At 63.6% G+C, this 16,380-nt stretch carries 15 protein-coding genes; 7 read left to right on the top strand and 8 right to left on the bottom strand.

All coding sequences use genetic code 11. The annotated features are described in order from the left end of the window. Position 1 precedes the first annotated feature (1 nt). Together sugE and carB are read left to right on the top strand one after the other, a co-directional pair. Positions 2-322 (top strand): quaternary ammonium compound efflux SMR transporter SugE, encoded by a 321-nt coding sequence (gene sugE / locus AAFN84_RS02930; RefSeq protein ID WP_347513009.1) that lies wholly within the window; start codon positions 2-4, stop codon positions 320-322. A 247-nt stretch (positions 323-569) separates the two neighbouring features. Then, positions 570-4,052, top strand: coding sequence for a carbamoyl-phosphate synthase large subunit (gene carB / locus AAFN84_RS02925; RefSeq protein WP_347513008.1), 3,483 nt, complete (start codon positions 570-572; stop codon positions 4,050-4,052). 881 nt (positions 4,053-4,933) lie between these two features. Here carB and AAFN84_RS02920 read toward each other — a convergent pair. Next, positions 4,934-5,389 carry an NUDIX domain-containing protein gene (locus AAFN84_RS02920; RefSeq protein ID WP_347513007.1) on the bottom strand — a complete coding sequence of 152 codons (456 nt, stop codon included), beginning with the start codon at positions 5,387-5,389 and terminating at the stop codon, positions 4,934-4,936. 205 nt (positions 5,390-5,594) lie between these two features. Between AAFN84_RS02920 and AAFN84_RS02915 the strand changes: the two genes are divergently transcribed. Further along, positions 5,595-5,810, top strand: a complete 216-nt coding sequence (locus tag AAFN84_RS02915) for a DUF2945 domain-containing protein (RefSeq protein WP_347513006.1) — start codon at positions 5,595-5,597, stop codon at positions 5,808-5,810. Between the two features lie 530 nt (positions 5,811-6,340). On the opposite strand, the gene AAFN84_RS02910 is transcribed toward AAFN84_RS02915, so the two are convergent. From AAFN84_RS02910 to AAFN84_RS02895, 4 genes are all read right to left on the bottom strand, one after another. Further along, the gene (locus AAFN84_RS02910; protein ID WP_347513005.1) at positions 6,341-6,805 is read right to left on the bottom strand and encodes a GFA family protein; all 465 of its coding nucleotides are present in this window, start codon (positions 6,803-6,805) and stop codon (positions 6,341-6,343) included. A 224-nt stretch (positions 6,806-7,029) separates the two neighbouring features. Beyond that, entirely contained in the window at positions 7,030-7,569 is a 540-nt protein-coding gene (locus AAFN84_RS02905; protein ID WP_347513004.1) for a hypothetical protein, read from the bottom strand. Positions 7,570-7,593: 24 nt separating this feature from the next. Then, a complete protein-coding gene (locus AAFN84_RS02900; protein WP_347513778.1) occupies positions 7,594-8,559 on the bottom strand; it encodes a serine hydrolase in 966 nt (321 codons plus the stop codon). 140 nt (positions 8,560-8,699) lie between these two features. Further along, positions 8,700-9,371, bottom strand: a complete 672-nt coding sequence (locus tag AAFN84_RS02895; RefSeq protein ID WP_347513003.1) for a lytic transglycosylase domain-containing protein — start codon at positions 9,369-9,371, stop codon at positions 8,700-8,702. Positions 9,372-9,536: 165 nt separating this feature from the next. Between AAFN84_RS02895 and AAFN84_RS02890 the strand changes: the two genes are divergently transcribed. Both AAFN84_RS02890 and AAFN84_RS02885 read left to right on the top strand, forming a co-directional pair. Then, positions 9,537-10,088 (top strand): methylated-DNA--[protein]-cysteine S-methyltransferase, encoded by a 552-nt coding sequence (locus AAFN84_RS02890; protein ID WP_347513002.1) that lies wholly within the window; start codon positions 9,537-9,539, stop codon positions 10,086-10,088. A gap of 207 nt (positions 10,089-10,295) precedes the next feature. Continuing rightward, positions 10,296-10,553 carry a hypothetical protein gene (locus AAFN84_RS02885; RefSeq protein WP_347513001.1) on the top strand — a complete coding sequence of 86 codons (258 nt, stop codon included), beginning with the start codon at positions 10,296-10,298 and terminating at the stop codon, positions 10,551-10,553. A gap of 284 nt (positions 10,554-10,837) precedes the next feature. Here AAFN84_RS02885 and AAFN84_RS02880 read toward each other — a convergent pair whose 3' ends face one another. The 3 genes from AAFN84_RS02880 to AAFN84_RS02870 all read right to left on the bottom strand — a co-directional run bounded on the left by AAFN84_RS02880 (position 10,838) and on the right by AAFN84_RS02870 (position 13,296). Then, the gene (locus AAFN84_RS02880) at positions 10,838-11,449 is read right to left on the bottom strand and encodes a glutathione S-transferase family protein (protein WP_347513000.1); all 612 of its coding nucleotides are present in this window, start codon (positions 11,447-11,449) and stop codon (positions 10,838-10,840) included. A gap of 78 nt (positions 11,450-11,527) precedes the next feature. Further along, positions 11,528-12,373 (bottom strand): EAL domain-containing protein, encoded by an 846-nt coding sequence (locus tag AAFN84_RS02875; RefSeq protein WP_347512999.1) that lies wholly within the window; start codon positions 12,371-12,373, stop codon positions 11,528-11,530. 2 nt (positions 12,374-12,375) lie between these two features. Next, positions 12,376-13,296, bottom strand: a complete 921-nt coding sequence (locus AAFN84_RS02870) for an EAL domain-containing protein (RefSeq protein WP_347512998.1) — start codon at positions 13,294-13,296, stop codon at positions 12,376-12,378. A gap of 185 nt (positions 13,297-13,481) precedes the next feature. Here AAFN84_RS02870 and AAFN84_RS02865 point away from each other — a divergent pair, with 185 nt between their 5' ends. Together AAFN84_RS02865 and AAFN84_RS02860 are read left to right on the top strand one after the other, a co-directional pair. After that, positions 13,482-14,684, top strand: coding sequence for a pyridoxal phosphate-dependent aminotransferase (locus AAFN84_RS02865; protein ID WP_347512997.1), 1,203 nt, complete (start codon positions 13,482-13,484; stop codon positions 14,682-14,684). A 136-nt stretch (positions 14,685-14,820) separates the two neighbouring features. Next, positions 14,821-16,353, top strand: a complete 1,533-nt coding sequence (locus tag AAFN84_RS02860; protein WP_347512996.1) for a bifunctional diguanylate cyclase/phosphodiesterase — start codon at positions 14,821-14,823, stop codon at positions 16,351-16,353. Positions 16,354-16,380 lie beyond the last annotated feature (27 nt).

Here is a 16,380-nt window from a genome sequence, read left to right as displayed (position 1 = left end):
CATGGCCTGGATCTATCTTTCGCTCGCAGGACTGCTCGAAATCATCTGGGCAACGACCATGAAGCATTCGGCCGGCTTCACGCGGCTTGGCCCGACGCTCGTGACCGTCGTGGCGATGGCAGGGTCTGTTTGGCTTCTCGCGATCGCCATGCGCACCCTTCCTCTTGGCACGGCCTATGCGATCTGGACAGGCATTGGCGCGGTCGGCGCGTTCGTCGTCGGCATCGTCGTCATGGGAGAAGCGGCCACCGCCGGCAGGATCGCCAGCGTGGCCCTCATCGTCGCGGGGATGGTCGGCCTCAAGCTCTCTTCCGGCCACTGAAACGCCCTGGCGTCTCGCGCGATGAACGCCGGCGCGACCTGGTATGCAGTCGCCGTAGGGCAGCTTTGCGTGGGCAATGCCGCCAGGGGTGATTTCCGGGGTTCCCTACCTCCGATCCTTACCCTATAAGGCGCGCCTAGCCTACAGAATCCAGATTGTGCCGAACCGGCCGGGCCTCCGCGCGCGTCAGCGCCAGATGGAGCACCCCGTTCCGGGACTTGCGCAAGCCGAACCGACGGACGCCTCCATGCCAAAACGTACCGATATCAAGTCGATCCTTATCATCGGGGCCGGCCCCATCGTCATCGGCCAGGCTTGCGAGTTCGACTATTCCGGTACGCAGGCCTGCAAGGCGCTCAAGGCCGAGGGCTACCGCATCATTCTCGTCAACTCCAACCCGGCCACCATCATGACCGATCCGGAGCTGGCCGACGCCACCTATATCGAGCCGATCACGCCTGAAGTCGTCGCCAAGATCATCGCCAAGGAGCGCCCCGACGCGCTGTTGCCGACGATGGGCGGCCAGACGGCGCTCAACACCGCGCTGTCGCTCCGCCGCATGGGCGTGCTCGAGCGCTACAATGTCGAGATGATCGGCGCCAATGCCGAGGCCATCGACAAGGCCGAGGACCGCGCCCTGTTCCGCGAGGCGATGGCCAAGATCGGCCTCGAGACGCCGCGTTCAATGCTGGCCAATGCCACTGAAGCGAAAAATGCCGACCGCAAGCAGCACGAGGCGCGCCGCGCCGAGGTCAAGGCGTCCAACCCGGCCGATCTCGACGCCGCGCTCGACGCACTCGAGACCGAATGGAACCTCGGCGAAGGCGACCGCAAGCAGCGCTACATCGCCCACGCCATGGGCATCGCCGCCCAGGCGCTCGACCATGTCGGCCTGCCCGCCATCATCCGCCCGTCCTTCACCATGGGCGGCACCGGCGGCGGCATCGCGTACAACCGCGCCGAGTTCTTCGACATCATCTCGTCGGGCCTTGACGCCTCGCCGACCACCGAGGTGCTCATCGAGGAATCCGTGCTCGGCTGGAAGGAGTACGAGATGGAGGTCGTCCGCGACAAGGCGGACAACTGCATCATCATCTGCTCGATCGAGAACCTCGACCCGATGGGCGTGCACACCGGCGATTCGATTACCGTCGCGCCGGCGCTGACGCTCACCGACAAGGAATACCAGATGATGCGCAACGCCTCGATCGCGGTGCTGCGCGAGATCGGGGTGGAGACCGGCGGCTCGAACGTCCAGTTCGCCGTCAACCCGGCTGATGGCCGTCTCGTCGTCATCGAGATGAACCCGCGCGTGTCGCGTTCCTCCGCCCTTGCCTCCAAGGCCACCGGCTTCCCGATCGCCAAGGTCGCGGCCCGCCTTGCCGTGGGCTACACGCTGGACGAGCTCGACAACGACATCACCGGTGGCGCGACGCCCGCCTCCTTCGAGCCGTCCATCGACTACGTCGTCACCAAGATCCCGCGCTTTGCCTTCGAGAAATTCCCCGGCGCGGAGCCGACGCTGACCACCGCGATGAAGTCGGTCGGCGAGGTGATGGCGATCGGCCGCACCTTCCAGGAATCGCTGCAGAAGGCGCTGCGCGGTCTCGAAACCGGCTTGAACGGCCTCGACGAGATCGAAATCCCCGGCCTCGGCTCCGGCGACGACAAGAACGCCATCCGCGCCGCCCTAGGTACGCCGACGCCCGACCGGCTGCGCATGGTCGCCCAGGCGATCCGGACAGGCACGTCGCTGGAAGACGTGCACGCCATGTGCAAGATCGACCCGTGGTTCCTCGAGCAGATCGAGGGCATCATCCAGATGGAGGCCCGCATCCGCGAGCACGGCCTGCCGGAAGACGCTGAGAACCTGCGCATGCTGAAAGCCATGGGCTTTGCCGACGCCCGCCTCGCCTCGCTTGTCAGGAAGGACGTCGAAGACGTTCAGAAGATTCGCGAAAAGCTCGACGTCCATCCCGTCTACAAGCGCATCGACACCTGCGCCGCCGAGTTCGCCTCCCCGACCGCCTACATGTATTCGACCTACGAGGTGCCGTTCGCCGGCGCGCTTGCCGACGAGGCCAAGGTTTCCGACAAGAAGAAGGTCGTCATCCTCGGCGGCGGCCCCAACCGGATCGGCCAGGGCATCGAGTTCGACTATTGCTGCTGCCATGCCTGCTACGCGCTGGCCGAGGCCGGCTACGAGTCGATCATGATCAACTGCAACCCCGAGACCGTCTCCACCGACTACGACACCTCCGACCGGCTCTATTTCGAGCCGCTCACGCCGGAGGACGTGCTGGAAATCCTGCGCGCCGAACAGAAGGCCGGCACGCTGCATGGCGTCATCGTCCAGTTCGGCGGTCAGACGCCGCTCAAGCTCGCCGAAGCGCTGGAAAAGGCCGGCATCCCGATCCTCGGCACCGCGCCCGACATGATCGACCTCGCCGAAGACCGCGACCGCTTCCAGAAGCTGCTCAAGAAGCTCGACCTCAAGCAGCCCAAGAACGGCATCGCGTTTTCCGTCGAGCAGGCCCGCACCGTCGCCTCCGAACTCGGCTTCCCGCTGGTCGTGCGCCCGTCCTACGTGCTGGGCGGCCGCGCCATGCAGATCATCCATGACGAGAGCATGCTGCAGACCTACCTGCTCGACACCGTGCCCGGTCTCGTGCCGGAAGACATCAAGCAGAAATACCCCAACGACAAGACCGGCCAGATCAACACGCTGCTCGGCAAGAACCCGCTGCTGTTCGACACCTATCTGTCGGAAGCCATCGAGGTCGACGTCGACGCGCTGTGCGACGGCGACGCCGTCTACGTCTCCGGCATCATGGAGCACATCGAGGAGGCCGGCATCCATTCGGGCGACTCGGCCTGCTCGCTGCCCGTGCGTTCGCTGTCGCCGGACACCGTCGCCGAGCTCGAGCGCCAGACGGCGGCCCTCGCCAGGGGGCTTCACGTCGGCGGCCTGATGAACGTGCAGTACGCCATCAAGAACGGCGACATCTACGTGCTGGAGGTCAACCCGCGCGCCTCGCGAACGGTGCCCTTCGTCGCCAAGACCATCGGGCGCCCCATCGCAAAAATCGCTGCCCGCATCATGGCCGGCGAGACGCTCGACGCGGCCTTCGGCCACTATGGCGACAAGCCGGTGCTGTCGGAGCTGAAGCACGTCGCGGTCAAGGAAGCCGTCTTCCCCTTCGCCCGTTTCCCGGGCGTCGACACGCTGCTGGGGCCCGAGATGAAATCCACCGGCGAGGTCATGGGCCTCGACACCGACTTCGCGCTCGCCTTCGCCAAGAGCCAGCTCGGCGCCGGCGTCGAGCTGCCGCGCTCCGGCTCGCTCTTCGTCTCGGTGCGCGACGAGGACAAGGTCAAGATCCTGCCCTCGGTGAAGCGCCTCGCCGACCTCGGCTTCCGCGTGCTCGCAACCGGCGGCACCCAGCGCTTCCTCGCAGAAAACGGCGTCGCGGCGGAAAAGGTCAACAAGGTGCTCGAGGGCCGTCCCCACATCGAGGACGCCATCCGCAACCGCCAGGTCCAGCTCGTCTTCAACACAACCGACAGCCAGAAGGCCGTCTCCGACTCGAAGTCGCTCCGCCGCGCCACCCTGATGCACAAGGTGCCCTACTTCACCACCATGGCGGGTGCAGCCGCCGCCGCCGAAGCCATCGCCGCGCTGAAGGCAGGGAGCCTGGAAGTGCGGCCGCTGCAGGCGTATTTCGCGTAGGGTGCGGGCTTCGTCCTCCCTTCGTGGGAGAAGGTGGCTTGGCCAAGCGCGGTCAGATCAGGAGTCTGGAGAGAGGATGGCTGTTGCTTGGAGGCGCGGCAGGATGGTCGGGTTACACCCTCATTGCCGTCGCTCAGACACACGCCGATAATAAAGGCGGATGGTCGCTCCTAAGCCGAGGTCCACTTACTAATCTCTCGTGATCCCGCACATTTTGACCCAAGCTTGCGGGATGACGTTCACCGAAACGTTCGGGCCTAAGGTGTAAAATCCCATCATCCTGTAGCTCCACGCATAAGGCTGGCAGTTCTTGAGTGCCACGGCATGCAGGTAGAACTGATATTCTGCGGGCGCTCTGCTGAGCGATGTTAGAAGCGAGTTCTGCTCTACGTAATCTGCCTCGAACTCAGCGATTATTCGTGTTCGTTTCCAATCCGCAACAAGGACGAGGTAGATTGTCGGGATAACTATAGCTCCGGCTATGAAAACGGAGAGACGAAAAGGTGGTTGGACGCATCGGGCCATTGGCCCATAGAACATCCAGGCCAACCCGCCTACTATGGCGATGGCCTGCACAAGCCACCCTGTAATGCCGAGATGATCCGAGCGAGAGAGCAGCAGAAAGGGCCCGTGGAATGGACCACCGAACAGCATTGTCGTCAGTACCAGGTATGTAATAAGGCCGAGGAAAAGAGTTGCGATATTGCGCATTGATGACTGGTCACTTCCATTTTGGTGAATCCTATCGTCAGCATACAATATGCAAGGCCCTAAACCTGCCAGTCCGCAAAACAAACACCCACCAAGATGATGCCCGCCTATGATCATTAGACCGGCCGAAAGAGGCGGATAGCGCCTTTCCAACCATTGCAGACGTGGCGCTACCTTTCAGCTTCACCCCATCCGTATTCTGAATACGGTATCGCCTTGCCGATGTTTAGCAACGCTTGTCGAACATAAGGGATTGTCCGCGACGGTAGCGATCCCATTGGCCACCAGCCGATATCAGAGTGCTTATCCAGTTCGACCAACTTGGGGGTGCCTTCCCATCTTGTGGCGATGAAGAAATGGCCCATCCAATTCTGGCCCTCGGTAAGGCTATGAAGCGTATGAGCATAGACAAGATCACCAGGCGATAGGCCTATTCCGATCTCCTCATAAGCTTCCCGAATAGCAGCTTGGGAAATGGTTTCTCCGGCATCAAGGCCACCAGCGGGAAGGCTAAAGGAGCCGTCCATCCAACCCGTTCCCTTCCTGCGTAGCATAAGGACTTGGTCACTATTGCGTAAGGCAACAAAGACAGAAGCTGAGAGCTGGTAGCGGACGCGATTAGACATTTCATATATAACTCTAGGCCGGAATGCCCAACAGTAACACAACACGCAGAAATGTCCCCGTCTCGACCACCCGATCGCTATTCAGCGTTCGGGCTATCTATCCTGCGGTGAATCTTGGCTCACGCCAGTAGATGCTGAGCGCTCCCTGCCCTACCCCGGAACCCCTCCCTCGCTCCCCGCATTTCTCCGGCAAAGGAGACCGGCGATGTTTCGCAAGGGCACGGCAGTGACATGGAAATGGGGTGCGCATCGCGCCGAGGGCAAGATCGCAGAGACATTCACCAGCAACGTCACCCGCACGATCAAGGGCGAGACGATCAAGCGCAAGGCGTCGAAGGACGAGCCGGCCTATCTGATCGTGCAGGAGGACGGCGATCAGGTGCTGAAGAGCCGTTCGGAAATCGAACGCCGCAACGACTGACCGGCCCCCAACTACCATCGCGCATATCCCCACCTTCGTCATCCTCGGGCGAAGCCGCAGCGAAGCGGAGGCGCAGACCCGGGGATCCATGCGTGAACACATCGGAAGCGTGAGGCGGTGGGCGAAGAACGAACGTCGGCAACGCTGCGTGCGGCACGGACCGGTCCGGCATGGATCCTCGGGTCAGGCCCGAGGACGACGAGGCGGAGAAGCGGGCGCCATTGTGGGCAAGCTGTTTCATTGCGCCACGACTGACCGGGCACACTACCATCGCGCATATCCCCCACCTTCGTCATCCTCGGGCGAAGCCGCAGCGAAGCGGAGGCGCAGACCCGGGGGTCCATGCCTGAACACATCGGAAGCGTGAGGCGGTGGGCGAAGAACGAACGTCGGCAACGCCGCGTGCGGCATGGACCGGTCCGGCATGGATCCTCGGGTCAGGCCCGAGGATGACGAGGGGGAGAAGCGGGCGCCATTGTGAGCAAGCTGTTCCGGGTCAGGCCCGGGGACGACGGGGCGGAAAGCGGGCGCTAAACCGCCTGCGCCGACCACTCCGCATAGCCCTTCAGCAGGCCTTCCATCTCGCTCATCGCCGGAAATTTCTCGAAGCTCTTCACCGCGCCGGTCTGCGCGAAGGGCAGCCGGGCGCTGGCATGGGTCTCGATGTACGGCCAGAACCAGCGCGTGTCCTCGAACATCGTCGGGCGGACGTTAACGAAGGGCATGCCGACAGGGCGGGTGAATATCCAGCTCATGCAGTGGGCGCAGAAATGATGCTGCAGCTCCGGCGCGTGCATGCCGCCGATCACGGTATCGCCGCTGGTCACCTCCAGCGCGTCGACGGGCACCATGGCGGTCAGCGAATAGGCGCTTGCCGCCATCTTCTGGCAGCCGCGGCAATGGCAAGCGGCGGTGCAGATCGGCGCGCTGGTGAGGCGGATGTGAACCCGCCCGCAGCGGCACGAACCGTCGAGTGGAAGCGAAATGGCCGGCATGGAATGCTCCTCAGATGGTCGAGGCGACAGTAGCGCAGCGCGGCCGCGCCGTCTTGGGCCAGCAAGGTTTCCGCGCAGATCGATGTGGGAGGGCCTGCCCTACCCTTGCATGGAAACGCCTGTCATGACGGCGCGCGTGCTCGTCTTGCCATGCGCAGGTCCAGCGGTGTTGGACAGTCGCCAGACTGCAAACGGGTGATGGAGCGATGTGCGGCGACGCCGCGTCAGTGATGCGCGGGTTTTGCGGCCGGCTTGGCGCCGTGGTCGCCGCCGCCCTTGCCGCCATGTCCGCCGCCGCCGGCCTTGGCTTCCGCCAGTTCCATCGCCTTGCGCTCGGCGCCACGCACCTCGTTGAGGAAGCGGCGGCAATTGCCTTCGTCGAGGGTCAGGGTGCGGCGGGCAGCCGCCTGCCACGACAGGTTGACCAGCATGCCGTCGGCATGGGCTTCCGCGTCGCTGGCAACCTGCAGCGCCGGCACGCGCGCCTTGCCGCATTGCGAGGCGATGATGGTGGCAAGCGCGAAGGAGTGGGTGAATGAGGTCTCGGCCGCGATCTCGGTCGGCACCGCGGACACCGGCACCGGCTCTGCCGCGTGCTCGTCGACGGCTGCTTCCGCATGGCCGCCGCTGTAGAACATCCAGCCGCCATAGCCGGCGCCCGCCAGCACCAGCGGCGCCATGGCGAACAAAGCGAGCTTGACCTTGGAGCGCTTCTTGGGCGCGTCCGTTGCGGCGGCGGGGGTCGTATCCGGTTTCTTGCTCATGGAGGCGTTAAAACACGCCAGCCCTTAATTTCGGGTAAGCGCGCCCGCCTCGACGTGGTCTTCCACCGCCGCCATGATGTCGGCCATCAACTGGTTCAGCCGGTTGCGGTAGCCGTTCGCCGCCGAGCGCTGGTTCTCGTCCGACGTCATCGCCACCGTGAGCTTCAGCTCCGGCACGATGTAGAGCATCTGCCCGCCATGCCCCCAGGCGAAATGCACGTCGCGCCCGCCGATGCCGTGCATGAACCAGCCATAGCCGTAGCGATAGCCGTTGAATGGCGAACTCGTGCGCGGCTGCCACGACTGCTCGATCCAGTCGGTCGGTATGAGCCGTGTACCGTCGGGCGTGACGCCGCCGCGCCGGTAGAGTTCGCCGAAGGCCAACAGCGAGCGCGGGCTCATCGCCATCTGGTTGCCGCCCATGTAGATGCCCTGCGGGTCGCGATGCCAGCCGCCGATGCGGAAGCCCTCGAGCGGGTCGAACCAGTCATTGGCCAGCTCCAGCATTGGCCGTCCGCTCACCCGCGTCAGGATTGCTGACAGGAGATGCGTCGAACCGGTGGAATAGAGCATGCGCCCGCCGGGGTCGTCATCGAACGGCATGGCGAGCGCCTCGCGCACCCAGTTGCTGCTGGCGATCCAGCGGCCGTAATTCGGTCCCGACGTGCGCCCCAGCCCCGCCTGCATCGACAGAAGATTGCCGATGGTGATCTCGTTGATGCGCGGGTCGGGATCGGCTGGCAGCTCGGCGCGCAGGATCGGCGCGATCGCCTGGTCCGGGCCGTCGAGCAAGCCCTTGTCGATCGCCATGCCGACCATCGCCGAAACGACGGACTTCGACGCCGACTTGATGTTGGTGGGCGTGCCCGCCGAATGGCCGCGAAAGCCGCGCTCGGCGATGAGGCGCCCGTCGAGGCTGACCAGCACCGTCTGCAACTGTTCAAGCGCCTCGGCGCGGTCGAGAAGGTCTGCGATGCGCTCGGCCATCATCTCGGTCTCCTCGCTGCGCGCGGAGCCGGCAAGGCCGATCAGGAAAGGCAGGGCGAGAATTGTGCGTCGGTCGATCTTGGTCATGATCCGCAGCTAAACGGGTTCTGCGGCAAAATCACCGGCAGCCGCCGCGATTCACGTCAAAGTGACCCGGATGCCATCCGCGTGCGAGATGGCCGCAGGCCGGTCGCTTCCAGCAGGCCCTTGCGCTTGGCGTCGTAATAATAGCCGCGCGAATAGAAGCGCACGGCAAGGTCATGGTTGCCGTCGGCCGTCATGTAGGCGCCGCGCAGGTACTTGCCGGCGTACATCAGGTTGGTCTCGGCATCGAGCAGCCCTTCGGGTGAGCCGCGATAACCCATGGTGCGCGCGGTGGCCGGCAGGATCTGCATGAGCCCCCAGTAGGGTCCGTTGCGCGCTGCCGGGTTGAAGGTGCTTTCCCGGTTTACGACCCGCCGCAAGAGCGACTCGGGAATCTCGTGGTGCGCCGCGTATCGCGCGATCAGCGCGTCGAGCTCGGGGCTCCGCGCCGCCACTTTCGTGCCGGATGAAATCGCAAGCGCGGCGGGATCGCTGGGCGTCGAGCCGGCATAGGCAGAGGGCGTGATCGCCGCGAGCGCGGCAGCTTTGGCCTCGATGCCGGAGGGGCTGGGCATGATGGAGACGGTATCGGGCAGCGCCGGATCGGCGGCTTCCTGTTCGGCGGCAAGCGCAAGCTGCTCGCCAAGGCCCGCACTGGATGTGCTGCAGGCCGACAGCATGCCTGCGGCAAGAAGCGCGCTCAGCGCTATGTCGGGACGCAATCGAGGCAAGACGCCCTCTTCCTTCGTCGATCAACACTCCCCACCCTTCGCGAGCCATACAATGTCGCCCCGCCGCCTGCAACCCGTCATCCGAATTCGGCTGTCAGCACGCGCAACGTTCCCCTTTCGTTCGGCGGCGGTCTCATGTTAGGGTTCGATCGACGGGAGAAAATCATGGCCGGACGGCTGGTCTTCGATACGGCGCTGGGGTTCGTCGCGCTGGCGTGGAGCGACACGGGGCTGACGCGCCTCGCGCTGCCGCAGGCTTCGCGAGGGGCTGCGGAACGGCTCGCGGCGAAATGGACCGACACTGCGGACGCGGAAGCGCCGCGCGCGCCCTTCGTCGAAGAGGCGATGAGGCTCGTGCGTTCTTATGCGGACGGCGCAACCGTCGACTTTTCCACCCTGCCCTTCGACCTCTCCGGCATAGATCCGTTCAGAAGGTCGATCTATGCCGCGGCACTGAAGCTGCGTCAGGGTGAAGTTACCACCTATGGGGAACTGGCGGAGCGCGCTGGTTTTCCGAAGATGGCGCGGGAGACCGGCCAGGCGCTCGGCCGCAACCCGCTGCCCCTCGTCATTCCCTGTCACCGCATCCTTGCGGCGGGTGGCAAGATCGGTGGCTTTTCAGCGCCCGGTGGCGCAGCGACAAAAGAGCGCCTGCTGGCTCACGAAGGTATCCTGCTGCAAGCTCCCGCACCTGCGCAGGCAGCCTTTCCGTTCTGAATCCACGCCATCCTGCCGTTGCGTCTTCCCTTTAGGCAATGAGGGAATGTTGTGAATATTCCAGTCCATGTCATACTGATGCTCTCGATTCGGTTGCATTTGCGATTCGAATGAGTTTTTCCCAGTTATCGTCTGTGTTCCGGGTTCCGCAAGGTTCGGGCAAATCTGTCATGCGACATGACAAAAGAGCGACGGGGGAACAACACCATGCTGCTTCCATCTGATGACTCCGCCAAGCGCCGACTGACCGAGCGTGCCGAGCTTGTCGTTGCAGCCGAATTTCTCATGGCGCGAGGGTTCGAACATGACGAGATCGCGGTGCAGCTTTCGCGCTTCTATTACGTCGACGTCGACGAACTGAACGACGTGGTCGCAACCCTCGCAAAAGAGCGCCCCTGCGGTCTGGAGTGGCGCGTCCACGCTGGCCACCGCCTCTTGAATCGGCACCAGCGCACTCCCACTTAACGATCAACCCGACGTGGATCGCGAAGGTGACACGCTTGATCCTTCCTTTTCAGTAAGGCAGCGCTCGCGCTGGTCGGGGGCCTTCGGCAATAACGGCTGGCTGTATGCGGCGTCGACTTGGGTCGACTAAACGCGGCAAGTCACGGATGTACTGGCAGCCGCGCGACGCGCGGCCAGCCGATTGCCGATTGCGCGGCTGACCGGGGCTGTGCGGGTCACCAGCCATTTGAACACGCATCCGCCTGCGGCTCGCCGCACTCCTTGTTACTCCACGTGCGGTTGCCTCACGGCAACCAGTCGAGCGGCACGTGCCCCTCGTCGGCACGGACGCGATCGAGCCATGCCGTCACGCCTGGGAAGCGCGCTATCTCATACCCTGCGAAAGCGGCATCCTGCGTGTAGGCGAACAGCGCGATGTCGGCCACGGTCAGCGCATCCCCCGCGATGAACCGCGACACTCTGAGCTGCGTTTCCATCACGCCAAGTGCGCCGTGTCCGGCATCGAGGAGATGTGCCATGCGGTCGGGCGTCGCTTGATCCGCCCGGGCCGGGTATTTCAGCAAGGCGCGGCGCACCGCGATGTATGGCTCATGGCTGTACTGTTCGAAGAACAGCCACTGGAACACCAGCGCCCTTTGATATGCATCGGTAGGAAGGTAGCGGGTCCCCTCCGAAAGATGAAGCAGGATCGCGTTCGATTCCGCCAGGCGCCTTCCATCGTCCAGTTCGAGCAGCGGGACCTTTCCGTTCGGATTCTTGGCGAGATAGGCGGCCGTGCGGGTTTCGCCGCTCACCGAATTGACCTGGACGTGGCGGAACGGTCTGCCGAGCTTCGCAAGCAGCAATCTCGGCTTGTAGCAGTTGCCGCTGTCTGGCATTCCGTAGAGCGTAAGCATCGCGATCGCCTCCAATATTCTGGCGCGACCCTAGTCGCTGACGCGGTTCCGCTCCAATGACAAGAATTGTTGCCTGCTTCAGCCGGCTTGATGGGTGCGGCGGACACCGGCATCGAACAGCGACACCACCCCGCCGCCGCCGGAGAGCAGTTTGGCCCGGTCGAGAACCGCATCGGGCGGTACGGTTCCAGCCAGTTGTGGCCGGCCGAACAGATAGCCGCGCAGAAGGTCGGCTCCCGTGTCGACGGCGGCGCGCAGTTGCGAACGCGTCTCGATACCGTCGATCAGCACGGTGATGCCGTCGGCCCGCAGCCCTCCCACAAAGCTGCACAGAAGGCGCATCGCGCTCACATTGAGACAGACCCGCCTGAACCAGGCGCCATCGATGCTGACAATGTCCGGCCTGCCGGACCGGATCGCCTGAAGGTCGGGCTGGCCGCTGGAAGCCATTGCGATGCGCGCGCCAAGAGACCTGAACTCGTCTGCAATCGTCCGGATTTCATGGGATTGGAGCGAAACCGCGTCCCGCACCAGACAGATGAGCCGCGAGGCATCCATGCCCGTCTCCGTCAACAGATGCGACACGGCCTCCGGCGAAATCAGCCCGACGGGAGATCTGATCGCCAGGATGTGGTCGAGCCCGTCTATGCCGATATTGCCATGGTTGGCGATGTGGAGTGCCGTCGCCAGACGCGTCGCGAAGACATGATCCTGTGCCGGCAAATGGTCGAGGTAGGACAGTGGTTCAACGGTCTGGCCGCTTCGGAAAATGCGGACGAAACCTTCTGCGGCGATCCCCTCGAAAGTATCATCGGACGTGCGGTAGATGAGCTGAAAGGCGCTCCGCAACAGCATTTCACCGTGGCGGGCACTGCGGATGCCGATTTCGTCTGCGGAGATTGCCAGGTCGATAGATGTCATCATGGTCATGTCGAGAAGCGGCGGCCAAACGGCTTGGCGCCCTGCATAACACGACGCGGCGCGTCCTTGGCAAGGCCACCGTATGCGCGAGCAGGGTCCGGCGCTGGGGATACCAACATCGAACCATCGCCGCCCCGGGCGAGAAAGGCCGAGAAGCTGGTCGGCGCAAGTTCGGGCCTCGCGAGGACGTAGCCCTGCACCATGTGAGCGCCAACCTGCTCGGCCAGTTCGAGCTGCCACGGCTCTTCCAGACCCTCGAAGACGACGGTGATGCCGCGTCCCGCGAAGTCGCCGACCATCACCGAAAGCAGCGCCACGCCTGGCCTGGTATCCATCAGGCGCGAGATCCACTGTGCGTCGAATTTCACGATGTCCGGCTTCAGGGCGGCCACCCGCTCCATGTCGGAATCCTCGGCGCCGTAATCGTCGACCGCGATCTGGAACCCGTGATCACGCAACGCGCCGACGAAGGCGGCTAGCGCGGCCTCGGACGCGGATTTCTGCTCTGTCACCTCGCAGACCACGCGGCGGGCATCGATGCCCGAGCGATGCAGCGTCTTGCGCATCTCGCGCAGGGCGATCATCGTCATCTCGCGATCGAGAAAAACCGACGGATCGAAATTGACGAACAGCATCGTTGCCGGGTCGAGGAATCGCCCGGCGTTAAGCAGGTGCAGGTTTCGCGTCAACGTTTCCACATGCAAGCGATCGCCTGCCGGGATCGAACGGAAGAAGACCGGGGGAGAAACATCCTGCCCGTCCCTGAACGGGCGGATCAGCCCCTCGAATGCTCGAATTTCAAGCCTGCCCTCGACAAACCGAAAAATCGGCTGGAACGCCGAACGCAAGACGAACGGTCCCCACAGAGCCTGAAAGGTGCCGTCTTCCTGCTCAGCGATGTGAACTTGTTCGGCGCCGCGTGACATTGCTCTTTCCTCATAGCGCCCCGCTCGCTGGGCGCATGATCCCATCCAACACTTTATCATCTGTTAAGATTTAAAAGCCCGCGCGGGGGCATCGTCGACAGCATCCGCGCTTGCGATTCGCGGTCCGATGCGACATTAAGCAGCCGGCCGCACCAAGGCGGTCATTCCCGAATGGAGATTTCAAGATGGCCTTCCTCGCCGACGCCCTTTCACGCGTAAAGCCCTCCGCCACGATCGCGGTGACGCAGAAAGCGCGCGACTTGAAGGCAAAAGGGCGGAATGTGATCTCCCTCGGCGCTGGAGAGCCGGATTTCGACACGCCGGATAACATCAAGGACGCTGCTGTCGAGGCGATCAGGCGCGGCGAAACCAAGTATCCGCCGGTCTCCGGCATCGCGCCTCTGCGCGAGGCAATCGCCGCCAAGTTCAAGCGCGAGAACAATCTTGACTACAAGCCCGAACAGACCATCGTCGGCACGGGCGGCAAGCAGATCCTGTTCAACGCCTTCATGGCGACGCTCAACCCCGGCGACGAGGTCATCATCCCGCGTCCCTACTGGGTCAGCTATCCCGAGATGGTCGCCATCTGCGGCGGCACCTCGGTCTTTGCCGACACGTCGATCGACAACGGTTTCAAGTTGACGGCGGCGGTGCTGGAGCAAGCGATCACGCCGAAGACGAAGTGGTTGCTGATGAACTCGCCGTCAAATCCGTCGGGTGCGGCCTATACGGAGGCCGAGCTCCGCGCGCTCGCCGATGTGCTCATGAAGCACCCGCATGTCTGGACGCTCACTGACGACATGTACGAGCATCTGACTTATGGCGACTTCGTCTTCAAGACGATCGCAGAGGTCGAACCGGCGCTCTACGACCGCACGCTGACGATGAACGGGGTTTCCAAGGCCTATGCCATGACCGGCTGGCGCATCGGGTACGCAGCCGGTCCCGTCCAGCTCATCAAGGCGATGGACATGATCCAGGGGCAGCAGACATCAGGGGCCTGCACCATCGCGCAATGGGCATCGGTCGAAGCGCTCAACGGTCCGCAGGACTTCATCGCCACCAACAAGGCGGTCTTCCAGGGCCGTCGCGATCTCGTCGTCGGCATGCTCAACCAGGCGCGCGGCATCACCTGCCCCACGCCGGAGGGCGCGTTCTACGTCTATCCGTCATGTGCCGGCCTGATCGGCAAGACGTCCCCGTCGGGCAAGGTGATCGAGACCGACGAGGACTTCATTACAGAACTGCTCGAAGCCGAAGGCGTCGCGGTAGTTCACGGCTCGGCCTTCGGGCTCGGACCCAATTTCCGGATTTCCTACGCGGCGTCTGACGAAGCGTTGGAAGAAGCATGCACGCGGATCCAGCGCTTTGCAGGCTCGCTCGTCTGAGATGAAGCGCCCGATCCGCTAGAAAGACGCGCGGCGAAAACGCCGTGCGTCACAAAACTTTCATATACGAGCAACCGGTCTTTAAAGACCCCACCCTAGATTGCAGCCGATAAGCGCGGATATCGGGCGGCGGGGCATGAGCATCTTTACCAGCATCAGCAATCACAGCAAACGCGGCTACCACGCGTTGCAGATCCTCTTCATCGCATCCGCACTGACGCTGGCAAGCTCGATCTGGGCGATTGGCGGCGCCGGGTTCCTCGCCTGGGCGCTGGCGTTCTGCCTCGCCGCAAATCTTCTCGCGATCGTTGGATTTGTCCTGCTTCAACGATCGATCCGTCGCCGCCTGAAAGACGCGTCGGCCATTGAGGAGGAGACGGTGCGGATGATGCGCACGGATGCGCTCACCGGCGCGATGATGCGTGGGCCGTTCCTCGAAGAGGTGCAAAGGGCACTCGGCCGCGCGCTGGCGCCGAAGCAGGCGACACTGGTCCTCGTTGACCTCGACCACTTCAAGCAACTGAACGACAGCTTCGGGCACCCATTCGGCGACACGGTGCTCGTGCATCTCGTGCGGACGATCCAGCGACTTTTTCCCGATGGTCTGGTCGGCCGGCTCGGCGGCGACGAGTTCGCCATCCTGCTCAATAACTGCGATGTGCCCAGCACCACGATCCGCGCCCATCGCCTGGAAGAAATCTTGCGCAACGGCGTCACCTACGACAATCACGTGGTCTCGCTGAGCGCCTCGATCGGCGCGGCGCTGGCACCCCTCCACGCATCCCAGTCGAAGGAACTGATGCTGCTTGCCGACCTCGCGCTTTACGAAAGCAAGGCGGCCGGCCGGGGGCGCCTGACGGTCTACGACACGGCATTTTCCGCGCACAAGCGCCATCGGCGCTTCATCGAACGGGAATTGCGCGCAGCGATCTACCTCAACGAGCTTGAGCTGCACTATCAGCCGGTGATCAATGCCGACGGTACCCTTTATGCGGTCGAGGGGCTGGTGCGCTGGCGCCACTCGGTGCGCGGCCTGATACCGCCGAGCGAATTCGTGCCGATCGCCGAGGAAACAAACCTCATCGACACGCTCGGCGCCTGGGTGTTTCGCCGCGCCTGCCTCGACATCGATGATCTGCCCGTCTGCCGCATCAGCATCAATGTCTCGGCCGAACAGCTCAAGCGCGACGAGTTCGTCGCGATGCTTGGTCGCGTCCTGCGCGAGACCGGACAATCCGCCAGCCGCTTCGTGCTCGAGATCACCGAAACGGCGGCCACCAGCGCGACGCCGGAAATCCTCCGACGGCTGGAAACCGCACGCGCCATGGGCTTCCGCGTCGCCCTGGACGATTTCGGCACCGGCTTCTGCGGCTTCAACTACCTCAAATCGCTGCCGATCGACGCGATCAAGATCGACAGGAGCTACATCCAGAGCCTCGCTGAGGACGAAGTCGCGCGCGTCTTCGTCTCCGCACTGACGCAGATCGCCAGCATCCAGCAACTGGTGATCGTCGCGGAAGGGGTCGAGACCGAAACCGATCTGGCGCTGGCGAAGGCCGCCGGCTGCAATCGCTTCCAGGGCTTTCACATCGCGCGCCCCGCACCGAAGAAACAGTTGCAGGCCTTCTTCGAAAGCCTGCAGCAGCCTGAACGCGCCCTTGCGAGCTGACTGGCAACCGGACTCTCTCCTCTTGCC

It is taken from the genome of Mesorhizobium sp. CAU 1741, from assembly GCF_039839275.1.
Taxonomy (GTDB): Bacteria; Pseudomonadota; Alphaproteobacteria; order Rhizobiales; family Rhizobiaceae; genus Aerobium.
The sequence above is the reverse complement of the archived record's forward strand: the minus strand, read 5'-3'. Positions and strand labels throughout refer to the sequence as shown.